This window comes from Ancylobacter sonchi (genome assembly GCF_018390695.1).
Classification (GTDB): Bacteria; Pseudomonadota; Alphaproteobacteria; order Rhizobiales; family Xanthobacteraceae; genus Ancylobacter; species Ancylobacter sonchi.
In genome coordinates this window covers 134,887-147,732 of sequence record NZ_JAHBGF010000028.1, presented here as the reverse complement: position 1 = coordinate 147,732, position 12,846 = coordinate 134,887, and the positions used below count along the sequence as shown (strand labels likewise).

The following is a 12,846-nucleotide window of genomic DNA, read 5'->3' as shown; positions in this document are numbered from 1 at the left end:
CATTCGCAGTTGCACAATGAAGCTGACTTTGCGTAATATGATTTTGCAAGTCATTCGCAAAAGGAGGCAGGGATGCTCGATGGGTCGAGGCGCATGGTTCTGGCCGGTTTCATGGCGGCAGGGTTCGCGACGGCGGCTTTCGCGGTCGGCCTCATGGGCGGCGCGGGCATAGCCAGCGTCTCGGCACAGGACGGGGCGACGCCGAAATTCAAGGCGGTGACCACCTTCACCGTCATCGCCGACATGGCCCGCAACGTCGCCGGCGACGCCGCGATCGTGGAATCGATCACCAAGCCGGGCGCCGAGATCCACAATTACGCGCCGACCCCCGGCGACATCCAGCGCGCGCAGGGCGCGCAGCTCATCCTGTGGAACGGGCTGAATCTCGAATTGTGGTTCGAGAAATTCTTCCAGAACCTCAAGAACGTGCCGAGCGCGGTGGTGTCGCAGGGCGTCGACCCGATGGGCATCGCCGAGGGGCCGTATAGCGGCAAGCCGAACCCGCATGCGTGGATGTCGCCGCAGAACGCGCTGATCTATGTCGACAACATCCGCGACGCCCTCGCCGCGCACGACCCGGCCAACGCCGCCACCTATCGGGCCAATGCCGAGACCTACAAGGCGAAGATCCAGGCTGCCATCGCGCCGATCCGCTCAAGGCTCGACACCATTCCCGCCGACAAGCGCTGGCTGGTGTCGAGCGAGGGCGCCTTCTCCTACCTCGCCCGCGATTTCGGCCTGAAGGAGCTCTATCTCTGGCCGATCAACGCCGATCAGCAGGGCACGCCGCAGCAGGTGCGCAAGGTGATCGACGCGGTGCGCAAGAACGCCATTCCCGCCGTGTTCAGCGAGAGCACCGTCTCCGACAAGCCGGCCCGGCAGGTGGCGCGCGAGACCGGCGCGCATTATGGCGGCGTGCTCTATGTCGACTCGCTCAGCGAGGCCGACGGCCCGGTGCCGACCTATGTCGACCTGCTCAGCGTCACCACCGACACCCTGGTCAAGGGCTTGGCCGACGGGCTGTCGCAATGAACGCGCGGACGCCTATAGCGGGTGCGGGAGTGGGAGCGGGCGCCGGCCTCGCCGTCAGCAGCGTCACCGTCACCTATCGCAACGGCCACACCGCACTGCGCGACGCCAGCTTCGCCATCCCCACCGGCACCATCACCGCGCTGGTCGGCGTCAACGGCTCCGGCAAGTCGACGCTGTTCAAGGCGATCATGGGCTTCGTGCGGCTGGCGAGCGGCAGCATCGCCATTCTCGGCGAAGGCGTCGAGCAGGCGCTGCGGCGCAATCTCGTCGCCTATGTGCCGCAGGCCGAGGAGGTCGACTGGAGCTTCCCGGTGCTGGTCGAGGACGTGGTGATGATGGGCCGCTACGGCCATATGGGCATGATGCGCATTCCCCGCGCCGCCGACCGGCAGGCGGTGAGCGACGCGCTGGGCCGCGTCGGCATGGAGGCCTTCCGCCACCGGCAGATCGGCGAATTGTCCGGCGGGCAGAAGAAGCGGGTGTTCCTGGCCCGGGCACTGGCGCAGGACGCCCGCGTCATCCTGCTCGACGAGCCGTTCACCGGCGTCGACGTGAAGACCGAGGAGGCCATCATCGCGCTGCTCAGGGCGCTGCGCGACGAAGGGCGGGTGATGCTGGTCTCGACCCATAATCTCGGCAGCGTGCCGGAATTCTGCGACCGCACCGTGTTGGTCAAGGGCACCGTGCTCGCCCACGGCCCCACCACCGAGATCTTCACCGAGGCCAATCTGGAGAAGACCTTCGGCGGCGTGCTCAGGCATTTCGTGCTCGGCGGCGCCGGGCTGCACGCCGACGACGACCGCCGCCAGCTCGCTTTGCTCAGCGATGACGAACGCCCGCTGGTGCTCTATGGCGAGAAGGGCGCGATGCATCCCCAGACCGCCGACGAGACGGAGTCGGCCAGGGAAATGCAGGAAGGCGAAGGGCCGGCAAGCGAGCGATCGGAGAACGGGCGCCCGGAGCGGGAGGGCACGCCGTGATCGCGCTCTTCACCGAGCCGTTCGGCTACGAATATATGCGCAACGCGATCTGGGTCTCGGCGCTGGTGGGGGCGGTCTGCGCCTTCCTGTCCTGCTACCTCATGCTGAAGGGCTGGTCGCTGATCGGCGACGCGCTCTCCCACGCCATCGTCCCCGGCGTCGCCGGAGCCTACATGCTCGGCCTGCCCTTCGCGGTGGGCGCCTTCTTCTCCGGCGGGCTGGCCGCCGCCGCCATGCTGTTCCTCAACCAGCGCACCCGGCTGAAAGAGGACGCCATCATCGGGCTGATCTTCTCCTCCTTCTTCGGGCTCGGCCTGTTCATGGTGTCGCTGTCGCCGACCTCGGTGAACATCCAGACTATCGTGCTCGGCAACATCCTCGCCATCACCCCGGAGGACACGCTGCAGCTCGCGATCATCGGCGTGGTGTCGCTGGCGCTGCTGATGCTGAAATGGAAGGACCTGATGGCGGTGTTCTTCGACGAGGCGCATGCCCGCTCGATCGGACTGCGGCCGACCGCGCTGAAGATCATGTTCTTCACCCTGCTCTCCGCCTCCACCGTCGCCGCGCTGCAGACGGTCGGCGCCTTCCTGGTCATCTGCCTGGTGGTGACGCCCGGCGCCACCGCCTACCTGCTCACCGACCGCTTCCCGCGCCTGCTCGCGATCGCCGTCGCCATCGGCGCGCTCACCAGCGCGGCGGGCGCCTATGCCAGCTATTTCCTCGACGGCGCCACCGGCGGCATCATCGTGGTGCTGCAGACGCTCGTCTTCCTCGCCGCCTTCGTCTTCGCCCCCAAGCACGGCATGCTGGCGGCGCGGCGCCGGGCGGCGCGGGCCGTGACGATGGAGCCGTGACCATGGCCGCCACCCTGCTCGCCCCGTTCCAGTTCGACTTCATGATCAACGCCCTCGTCATCTCGGCGCTGGTGGCGATGCCGATGGCATTGCTGTCCTGCTTCCTGGTGCTGAAGGGCTGGTCGCTGATGGGCGACGCCATCTCCCACGCGGTGTTCCCCGGCGTGGTGCTGTCCTACATCGTCGGCCTGCCCTACGCGCTCGGCGCCTTCGCCGCCGGCATGGCCTGCGCGGTGGCCACCGGCTATCTCAAGGACAATAGCCGCATCAAGCAGGACACGGTGATGGGCATCGTGTTCTCCGGCATGTTCGGCGCCGGGCTGGTGCTCTACGTCAAGATCCAGTCCGAAGTGCATCTCGACCACATCCTGTTCGGCGACATGCTCGGCGTCGCGTGGCGGGACATCGGCGAGAGCGCCCTCGTCGCCCTCGTCGTCGGCGGCATCATCGCGGTGAAATGGAAGGACCTGCTGCTGCACGCCTTCGATCCCGCCCAGGCGCGGGCGATCGGGCTGCGCGTCGGCGTGCTGCATTACGGGCTGCTCTGCCTGATCTCGCTGGCCATTGTCGGCGCGCTGAAGGCGGTCGGGCTGATCCTCGCCATCGCCCTGCTGATCGCGCCGGGCGCCATCGCCTTCCTGCTCGCCCGTACCTTCCGCGCCATGCTGCTGGTGTCGGTGGTGATCGGCGTCGGCGCCTCGCTGCTCGGCGTCTACCTGTCGTTCTTCCTCGACAGCGCGCCGGCGCCGACCATCGTGCTGGTGATGAGCGCCCTCTTCCTCGCCGCCTTCCTGCGCTCGTCCCGCACCGTCGCGCGGGCCGGGACGACCGATCCGGCCGGCTGAGCCGCCACCGGCCGGGCCAGGGTTGATCGCGCGCCCTCTTCGTGTAAATGATACATTGTATCACTTAACACGCGGAGCGCGTTTCATGCCTGATCCTCGCCTTCCGGTTACCGTGCTTTCCGGCTTCCTCGGCGCCGGAAAGACCACCCTGCTCAACCATGTCCTCGCCAATCGCGAGGGCCTGAGGGTCGCGGTGATCGTCAACGACATGTCGGAGGTGAACATCGACGCCGAGCTGGTGCGCTCGGGCGGCGCCGATCTCTCGCAGACCGAGGAGAAGCTGGTCGAGATGACCAATGGCTGCATCTGCTGCACCCTGCGCGACGACCTGCTCGCCGAGGTCCGGCGCCTCGCCGGCGAGGGGCGCTTCGACTACCTGCTGATTGAATCAACCGGCATCGCCGAGCCGCTGCCGGTCGCCGCCACCTTCGAATTCCGTGACGAGGGCGGCTTCTCGCTCTCCGACGTCGCCCGGCTCGACACCATGGTGACGGTGGTCGACGCCGCCAATCTCCTGAAGGATTTCGGCAGCCGCGACTTCCTGCGCGACCGCGGCGAGACCGCCGGCGAGGAGGACGGGCGCACGCTGGTCGACCTGCTCACCGACCAGATCGAATTCGCCGACGTCATCGTGCTCAACAAGGTGTCCGATGTCGCTCCCGCCCGGCGGGCGGAGGTGCGCGCGGTGGTGAAGGCCCTCAATCCCGATGCGCTGATCGTCGAGACCGACCAGGCCCATGTGCCGCTGAAGGACATTCTCGGTACCGGCCGCTTCGACTTCGAGGCGGCGCATGAGCACCCGACCTGGTTCAAGGAGCTCAACGGTTTCCGCGACCATGTGCCGGAGAGCGATGAATACGGCGTGACGAGCTTCGTCTACCGGGCGCGGCGGCCGTTCCATCCGGAAAGGTTCAACGCCTTCCTCGCCCGCACCTGGCCGGGCCTCATACGGGCGAAGGGTCTCTTCTGGCTGGCTACCCGCCCGCGCCGCGTGGGCGAGATGTCGCTCGCCGGCGCCATCTGCCGCACCGGCTCGATCGGCCAGTGGTGGGCGGCGATCCCGCACGCGCACTGGCCCACCCAGGAAGACTGGCGTTCGTGGCTCCGCTCCCACTGGACGCCCGGCTATGGCGACCGTCGGCAGGAACTGGTCTTCATCGGCGTGAACATGGACGAGGCCGCGATCCGTGCCGCGCTCGACGACTGCCTCGTCGGCCCGCTCAAGCCCACGCTGTTCGACCCTGAACAGCTGAAACATCTGCCGGATCCGTTCCCGGCATGGGAAGCGACCGCCTAGCCGCCTCGCCCGCGCCGGGCCAGATGGTACCGGGGCTAGACGGTGCCGGAAGCGAAGCGGAAGGTGTTGCGCCCGGCCAGCTTCGCTTCGTAGAGCGCGCCGTCGGCGCGGGCGATCAGCGCATCGGCATCGCCACCGCCCTCCGGCGCGCTGGCGATGCCGATGCTGAGCCCGAGCGGGATCGTCGTGCCCGCGAAGCTCATCGGCTCGGCCATCGCTGCGATGAGGCGCCGCGCCAGCGCGCCGGCCTCGGCGAGGTCGGCCTCCAGCATGCGGATCATCGCGAACTCGTCGCCGCCGAGGCGGGCAACGATGTCCTCCGGATTGAGCGCCGCGCGGAAGCGCGCCGCGACCTCGCGCAGCACCACATCCCCCGCCCGGTGGCCGAAGCCGTCATTGATCCGCTTGAAGTGGTCGACGTCGATGTAGAGCACCGCGAAGCGCCGTCCCCCCTGCCGCAACCGCTCCGTCGCCTGCACGAGATGTTCGCCGAACAATGCGCGATTGGCGAGCCCGGTAAGCGCATCGTGGGTCGCGAGATGTTCGAGCCGCGCCTCCTCGCGCTTGCGGCGGTCGATGCCGCGCACCGAGGCGACATAGCCGGTGGGTGCTCCGGTCGCCCGGTCGTAGGTGAGACGGATCGAGGCCTCCATCCAGATCCAGCCGCCGTCGCGATGGAGCTGGCGCACCTCGATGGTGCCGACATCCAGGTGGCCGGCGCGGATGCGCTGCATGAGTGCGCCGAAGCCGGGGAGATCGTCGGGATGGACGATCTCCATCGCCCGGCGCCCGATCAGTTCCTCCGGTTCGTAGCCGAGCAGCGAACGCACCGAGGGCGAGATGTACAGGCGGATGCCGTCGAGATTGCCGCGCACGATGGTGTCGGTCGAGGTCTCGGCGAGCAGGCGGAACTCCGCCTCGCGCTGCTCCGCCTCCCGCGCCCGCCGCTGCAAGGCGAGGCACTGGCCGGCCAGCGCGGCAATCTCGCCGAGCCGGGCGATCGCCTCGGCGCCCGGCTCGCGCGCCCGCGTATCGAACACCGCCAGCCGCCCGCTGCCGGCGCCGTCGACGGGGACGCTGGCAAGGAACCGCACCGACGGCGCTCTACTCGCAAAGGGAAGACCGGCAAGGACCGGATGCCGCGCGGCATCCTCGATGATCATGGGCCCGCCGGTGGCGTCGGGCCGTCCATCGAGCGACATGGCGAACGCCCAGGCCGCCGGATCAGCCGTGACGTCGAGGTCGATCCACTGGGCGCTGCCATCCGACAGGCACAACGAGGCGGCCGGCACGTCGAAAATCTTGCGCGCAAGGCGGCACAGACCCTCGAGGGCGAGCATGAACCCGGCCTCCGCAGCCGTCGGCTCCGGCCCTTCGCCGAAGCTTGCCGCCCGGCCGCCTGCAGCATTCGTCATGGCTCTCGATCCAGCCTGTCCGACAGGCTTAGCGCATGCACGAGCAGGGCGGAAGCCGATACCGTGCGCCGATCGCGCCGGTCGCCGGCAGCGGGGCTGAAGGATCGGGAACCGCTCCGACCGAGGATCGCGCGTGAGGTCGGATGGATCGCCCGCCGCGCCAGCTCCGGCAGCAGGGCCGCGCCGAGCCTGGTCCTGAGCTGCGAGCCGGTATCGCCGCCATCTGGCCGCTCAGCCCGACCTCACCGGCGATCTGCGTGTCGCAGCGCTCGTCCGTCACGCCGGATGGCGCTGGAGTGCGGCTCGTTGGCAGGCCCCACTTCCATGCGGCGGTAGCGCTTGGCAGCAGCCTCGACGATCGCGTAAAGGCTGACGACGACTTTCCGTTCCAGGCTCACCGCAGGCGACAGCGACGACATGTGCACATCCCTGAGCTACCGCGACGGCGCGGGTAAGGTCTATTTCGGGCGGACGCTCGAATTGACCATCGACCTGCCCTACCAGATCGTCTGGTTCCCGGCCGGTTTCCCGGCCCGATCCGAAATCGCGGGACATGCGCCGCTCGAATTCCGTGCCCGCTACGGCATGCTCACCGTCACCATGCCGTGCCGCGTGCCCACCGCCGAGGCGCCGCTCGGCATCGACGACTTCAAGGTGCTGGAAGGCCTCAACGACAAGGGCCTGACCTTCAGCCTGCTGTCCTATCCGGCCGCCGCCGGGACGCAGCGGGCGCTCGCCGCCACGCAGGCCGTGCTGTCCGCCTCCGATCTCGGCGCCTGGATCCTCGGGCAGTTCGCCACCGTCGCCGAGGTCAAGACGGCGCTGGCCGGGCAGCCGATTCTCCTGCAGCCGCTCGCCATTCTCGGCGGCGTGGAATCGCCGTTCCACTATGTGGTGCACGACGCCACCGGCGCGGCCGTGGTCATCGAGTTCAACCGCGGCGAGATGTCGGTCTACGACAATCCGGTCGGGGTGATGACCAACGGGCCGGAGTTCCCCTGGCACCTGACGAACCTGAACAACTACACCCACCTCACCAATGTCGACGCGCCGGTGGCGAGCTTCGGCGGCTACCGGGCGATGCAGCCGGATTCGGGCATCGCCACCGCCGCGCTGCCGGCCTCCAACACGTCGGTGGGCCGCTTCGTCCGCGCCGCGTTTTTCGCGCACTTCACTGAGAAGGCGGCCACGCCCGATATTGCCGTGCGCACGCTGGCGCATGTGATGAACAATTTCGACCGCGCCCGTGGCGTCAGCATCGACTACCCGAACGCCGGGGGCGGCCATATGGAAGTCGCCGGTCTGGAGCCGGAAAAGGGCGTCACCTACGCGACCGAGTTCACCTCCTGGACCAGCCTGTCGGACCTCGACCGTAAGCTGTTCTTCATCCGCGACTACCAGAGCCTGAACTTCACCAGCTTCGATATCGGGGCGCTGGCCTCCCTCGCCGTACCGAAGGTGCTGCCGCTGAAGGCGCTCAATGGCGGCGCGACCGACGCCAGCGAAACGCTCAAGGCCGTTGCCGCCGCGTGACACCTTCCGCGCCGCCGCCGGGTGGCTTGTGGGAAGGCGCGGCCGCCGGCTTGGTTTGCCCGGTCGCGACTGTTAACACACTGAAAGGTACAGGCGGGGGCCGACGCGACGAATGCCGCTGCGACGCGTTGAATGGGATCGTCTTGCCGGCGTAATCGCGCCGGCGTGCCTGGTGCTTGGCGCCCTGATGCTTGGCGGGTGCGATGCCCGGCTGGCGCCGTCGGTGCCGCTGTTCGGCGCCTATTTCCCGTCCTGGCTGGTCTGCACCGCCGCCGGCGTGATCGGGGCGGTGGTGTTGCGCGGGCTGTTCATCCGCATCGGCCTCGACGACGTGCTGCCCTGGCGGCTCGCCGTCTATGCGAGCCTCGCCGCCGCCATCGGCTTCCTGCTCGCCCTTACCGTGTACGGGCGCTGAGCGATGGCAGCCTCCGCCTATTCCCATCGCCGCAGCCTTTTCGGGTCGAGCGTCGCCGCGCTGATCATCGTCGGCGCCGTCTTCGCCGGCTGGCGCTATCTGGACATGGCGGAAGACCGGCCGCTGTCGGAGGACGCCGTCCTTACCGCCAACATCGTGAACATCGCCTCGACCGTGCCCGGGCGCATCGTCACGCTGGCGGTCGCCGAAAACCAGAAGGTGGCGAAAGGCGACCTGCTTTTCACCGTCGATCCCGAGCCCTATCGCCTCGCCGCCGATCAGGCGCGCGCCGATCTGAAGATCGCCGAGGCGACCCGCGACGGGCAGCGCCGCACCATCGCGGCCGAGCAGTCCAATGCCGCCATCGCCGGCGAGCAGATCAACCGCGCCCGCACCAATCTGGCGCTGGCCGAGCAGACATTGGCCCGGCTGACGCCGCTGCTGCCCAAGGGCTACGTCACCGCGCAGCAGGTCGACGACGCCCGCACCGCCCGCGACGACGCCCGCACCAGCCTCGCGCAGGCGGTGAAGCAGGCGGAGGCGGCGGACAGCCTCGTCAGCACGCTCGATGCCTCCGAGGCACTGGTGGAGGCGCGGCGCGCCGCGCTGGCCATCGCCGAACGCAGCCTCGCCAATACCGAGGTGCGGGCGCCGCATGACGGCCGCGTGGTCGGGCTCACCACGACCACCGGGCAGATCGTCGCCCCCGGCCAGTCGGTGTTCACGCTGATCGACACCAGCAACTGGTACGCCTCCGCCTCCTTCCGCGAGACCGAGCTGCCCGCCATCGCCGTGGGCGATTGCGCCCGCGTCTTTGCATTGGCGGACCGTTCCGTCTCCATCGCCGGCACGGTGCAGGGCATCAGCTGGGGCGTCATCTCCGAGGACGTCCTCAACCTGCCGCGCGCCCTCCCCTACGTGCCGAAATCGCTGAACTGGGTGCGCATCCAGCAGCGCTTCCCGGTGCGCATCCGGCTGATCGATCCGCCCGAAGACCTCATGCGCATCGGCGCCTCGGCGGTCGCCATCGTGCACCATGGCGAGCGCTGCTGATGGCGATGGCAGGCGCCTCGGAGGCGCCAGATCGGCCATTGCCGGCGCCGCGCTCGCTGCTCTCGCAGGCCATTGGCGATCTGGCGCCGTTTCCCGGCCGCGCGGCGCTGACATGGCGCATCGCGCTTCTGTGCGCGCTGGTCTCCGCCACGGCGATGCTGTTCCAGACACCGGAAGCGGCGATCAGCTGTTATCTCATCATCTTCCTGATGAAACCGGATGCGGTGCAGAACATCGGCACCGCCATCGGCCTCATCGTGCTTGTGGCGCTCGTCGTCCTCGCCCTGATCCCCATCATCAATGCGACGGTGGAGACGCCGCTGCTGCGCTTGCTGGCCATCGCGCTGGTGTCGTTCGTCTTCCTGTTCATCGGTGCGGCGAGCCAGCTCGGCGAGATCGGCGGGGTGATCGGGCTGGTGTTCGCCTTCCTGCTGACGCTGGTGAACATGGCGCCGGTCGCCGATGCCGTGACTTTCGGCCTGCGCTACGCCGCCTATATGGCGATGATGCCGATGGCGTGGATGATCGCGTTCAACCTCGTGCTCGGCCTGTCGCCGGTGCGCCTGCTGCGCGCCACCCTGCGCGAGCGGCTGGAGACCTGCGCCGATGCCATCGACGGCGGCGCCCCGGCGCGCCACGAGGCGCTGGCCGAACTCCTGCACGCCGACAACGCGGCCCTGGAGAAGCAGGCCGGTTTCGTCGGGCTGCTGAACCTCGTGCGGCGCGAGAACGCCGCGCAGATCGCCCGCGACGTACGGGCGTCCTACCGGCTGATGCTGGCGACCTCCGGCCTGCCCGACGATCTCGATCCGGCGCGGCGGACGGACATGCGGACCGCGCTGCACGCCACCATTGCCGCGCTCGACGCCGGCGAGCAGCCACCGATGCCGCCGGCCCCGGACATGGCGGCCGGCGCCGCCGAGCGCGAGGCTTTCGCCGCGCTGGCGATCATTGCCGGCGCGCCGGAGGGCGAGGTCGTCGCGGCACCGAAGGCGCCGTTCTTCTTCCCGGACGCCTTCTCCAATCCCGCCTATCAGCGCTTCGCGCTGAAGACCACCGCCGCGGCGGTGATCTGCTATCTGATCTATACCGGGCTCGACTGGTCGGGCATCCACACGGCGATGATCACCTGCTACGTCGCCGCGCTCGGCACCACCGGCGAGACCGTGCACAAGCTCGGCCTGCGCATCCTCGGCTGCCTCATCGGCGCCGCGATGGGGATGGCGGCGATCCTGTTCGTCATGCCGCAGCTGGAGACGGTCGGCGGGCTGATGGTGCTGGTGTTCGCCGGCGTGCTGGTCGGCGCCTGGGTCTCGACCGGGCCGGAGCGCATCGCCTATGGCGGGGTGCAGGTTGCGCTCGCCTTCCTTCTCACCGTGATCCAGGGCTTCGGACCGACCACGTCGCTCGATACCGCCTGGGACCGGGTGGTCGGCATCCTGCTCGGCAATGTCGTCATCTACCTCATCTTCACCCATCTCTGGCCGATGTCGATCGAGAGCGCCGTGCGCGCGCATCTCAAGGCCGCGCTTGCCGGCGTGAAGCGCATCGCCGCTCTCGCCCCGGAGCTGCGCCCGCACGCCGTGCAGGATGCCGCCCTGGTCGGCAGCGAGATCGGCAAGGCGGCCGAGCTGGTGGCGCTCGTCCCCTTCGAACCGCCGGCGATACGCGCCGCACCTCAGGTCGAGGCCATGCTGCGCGAGACGACGGCGGAGATCGGCCAGCTCGTCCGCGACGTCTATCTCGCCCGAGTCCCGGCCACCGCCGTGGAGACGTCGCTCGCCCGTCTCGATGCGACGGTGACGACATGAGGCGCCTGCTACTGATCGGCGCCTTGCTCGGCGTCGCCGCCTGCGCGCCGAACGCCGCCCACATGGCGTCGCGCAGCGCCGACACACCATGGGCGCCGAACGGCAACGAAGATGGCGTGTGGAGCGCGCAAGGCGAGCCTGCGCCCCCGCCTCCGGCGACGTCGACCGGCGCGCCGGACTTCCGCGTGCCGGCCAATCCCGCGCTTGCCGTGCTGCCGTCCTCGACCGAGCTCGATCCCAAGCGCACCTACCGGCTGCCGGAGCTCATCGACATCGCCCAGCGCAACAACCCGTCGACCCGCGCGGCTTGGGAGCGGGCGCGCGAGACGGCACTGGCGGTCGGCATGGTCGAGGCAACCTACCTGCCGCTGATCACCGCCAGCGTCATCGGCGGTCGGCAAAGCGTCGAGCAGCCCCTGCCGATCCCGGTCGGCACCCAGCGCTATTTCGAGACCACGGCGGAGGGCGTGTCCTCCGCCGTCGCGTTGCAATGGCTGGTGTTCGACTTTGGCCAGCGTGCCGCCGTCGCCGATGCCGCCAAGCAGGGGGCGGTCGCCGCCAATGTGCTGTTCAATGGCGAGCACCAGAAGCTGATCTTCGACGTCACGCGCAGCTATTACAGCTATGGCGCGGCGGTGACGAACGCGCGCATCGCCCGCGACACGCTGCGCAACAGCCTCGCCATTCGCAGCGCCGCCGAGGAGCGGCTCGGCCACGGCCTCGCCACCACGGTGGAGGTAGCGCAGGCGCGCCAGCAGGTCGCCCAGTCGGAGCTGCGGCGCGTGCAGGCGGAGGGGCAGGAGCGCGACGCCTATCAGGTGCTGATCGCCGCGATGGGCGTCAACGCCACGCTGCGCATCCATGTCGGCGACGATGGAAAGCGCCGCCTGCCGGATGCCGGCAACGTGCCGCTCGACCAGATGATCAAGCTCGCCTTGTCGCAGCGACCGGATGTCGTCGCCAGCTATTCGGCGATGCAGGCGAGCCGGGCCGGCATCAAGGCGGCGGAGGCCGAATACCTGCCCAAGGTGTTCATCTCCGGCGCGGTTGCCACCGGGCAGGGAAACTTCAACGCCACCGGCCTGCCGACCATCGGCCAGCAGGCGACCGGATCGGGCGTGCTGATCGGCGCCACGGTGCCGCTCTACGACGCCGGCCTGCGCGCCGCCCAGCTCAAGCAGGCGCAATCGCGGGCGGCGGCGGCAGAGAGTACCTTCCAGCGCACCCAGACGCTGACCGTGACCGAGATCGTCGCGGCCAACAACGCGCTGCGCACCGCGCTCGAATCCTATCGGGCGGCCACCGCGCTCGCCTCGGCCGCGTCCATCACCTATGACGCCGCGCTGGAGGCCTATCGCAACGGCGTCGGCACGGTGACGGTGGCGACCGCTGCCGATTCCGGGCTGCTCGATGCGCGGCAGGCGCAGGCCGACGCCCATGCTGCCGCGCTGATCGGCGCGGCCAACCTCGCCTTCGTGGTCGGCGCCATGACCTCGCGCGATGCCGTTCCCTAGGCACTTGGGCCGACAGGCGTCGAGACCGACAGAGACGGACCGGAGGCCGGCGGACCGCGCACGGCCATATGGTCGGAAGCATCCGAGATCCGCT

12 protein-coding genes are annotated in these 12,846 nt (G+C 69.1%); 10 read left to right on the top strand and 2 right to left on the bottom strand.

The annotated features are described in order from the left end of the window. The first annotated feature begins 72 nt into the window (after positions 1-72). The 5 genes from KHC28_RS16115 to zigA all read left to right on the top strand — a co-directional run bounded on the left by KHC28_RS16115 (position 73) and on the right by zigA (position 5,011). Positions 73-1,032 (top strand): metal ABC transporter substrate-binding protein, encoded by a 960-nt coding sequence (locus KHC28_RS16115; RefSeq protein WP_214009376.1) that lies wholly within the window; start codon positions 73-75, stop codon positions 1,030-1,032. Beyond that, on the top strand, positions 1,029-2,012 hold the full coding sequence (locus KHC28_RS16110) for a manganese/iron ABC transporter ATP-binding protein (protein WP_376772720.1): 984 nt from the start codon (positions 1,029-1,031) through the stop codon (positions 2,010-2,012). Before KHC28_RS16115 ends, KHC28_RS16110 begins: the two co-directional genes overlap by 4 nt. Before the next feature lie 35 nt (positions 2,013-2,047). Next, positions 2,048-2,869: a metal ABC transporter permease gene (locus tag KHC28_RS16105; protein WP_214009935.1), complete on the top strand. Its 822-nt coding sequence runs from the start codon at positions 2,048-2,050 to the stop codon at positions 2,867-2,869. Between the two features lie 2 nt (positions 2,870-2,871). After that, a complete protein-coding gene (locus KHC28_RS16100; protein WP_214009375.1) occupies positions 2,872-3,714 on the top strand; it encodes a metal ABC transporter permease in 843 nt (280 codons plus the stop codon). Between the two features lie 85 nt (positions 3,715-3,799). Continuing rightward, positions 3,800-5,011, top strand: a complete 1,212-nt coding sequence (zigA, locus tag KHC28_RS16095) for a zinc metallochaperone GTPase ZigA (protein ID WP_214009374.1) — start codon at positions 3,800-3,802, stop codon at positions 5,009-5,011. A gap of 35 nt (positions 5,012-5,046) precedes the next feature. On the opposite strand, the gene KHC28_RS16090 is transcribed toward zigA, so the two are convergent. Both KHC28_RS16090 and KHC28_RS16085 read right to left on the bottom strand, forming a co-directional pair. Continuing rightward, positions 5,047-6,426 (bottom strand): sensor domain-containing diguanylate cyclase, encoded by a 1,380-nt coding sequence (locus KHC28_RS16090; protein ID WP_214009373.1) that lies wholly within the window; start codon positions 6,424-6,426, stop codon positions 5,047-5,049. Between the two features lie 242 nt (positions 6,427-6,668). Next, positions 6,669-6,845, bottom strand: a complete 177-nt coding sequence (locus KHC28_RS16085; protein WP_214009372.1) for a hypothetical protein — start codon at positions 6,843-6,845, stop codon at positions 6,669-6,671. Between KHC28_RS16085 and KHC28_RS16080 the strand changes: the two genes are divergently transcribed. From KHC28_RS16080 to KHC28_RS16060, 5 genes are all read left to right on the top strand, one after another. Then, a complete protein-coding gene (locus KHC28_RS16080) occupies positions 6,844-7,959 on the top strand; it encodes a linear amide C-N hydrolase (protein WP_214009371.1) in 1,116 nt (371 codons plus the stop codon). The genes KHC28_RS16085 and KHC28_RS16080 overlap by 2 nt on opposite strands. Before the next feature lie 172 nt (positions 7,960-8,131). After that, on the top strand, positions 8,132-8,374 hold the full coding sequence (locus tag KHC28_RS16075) for a YtcA family lipoprotein (protein ID WP_312893225.1): 243 nt from the start codon (positions 8,132-8,134) through the stop codon (positions 8,372-8,374). Positions 8,375-8,377: 3 nt separating this feature from the next. Further along, the gene (gene mdtN / locus KHC28_RS16070; protein ID WP_214009370.1) at positions 8,378-9,427 is read left to right on the top strand and encodes a multidrug transporter subunit MdtN; all 1,050 of its coding nucleotides are present in this window, start codon (positions 8,378-8,380) and stop codon (positions 9,425-9,427) included. Further along, on the top strand, positions 9,427-11,238 hold the full coding sequence (locus tag KHC28_RS16065) for an FUSC family protein (protein ID WP_214009369.1): 1,812 nt from the start codon (positions 9,427-9,429) through the stop codon (positions 11,236-11,238). Before mdtN ends, KHC28_RS16065 begins: the two co-directional genes overlap by 1 nt. Continuing rightward, positions 11,235-12,752 carry a TolC family protein gene (locus KHC28_RS16060; protein ID WP_214009368.1) on the top strand — a complete coding sequence of 506 codons (1,518 nt, stop codon included), beginning with the start codon at positions 11,235-11,237 and terminating at the stop codon, positions 12,750-12,752. The genes KHC28_RS16065 and KHC28_RS16060 overlap by 4 nt, the downstream gene beginning before the upstream one ends. The last annotated feature ends 94 nt before the right edge of the window (positions 12,753-12,846 follow it).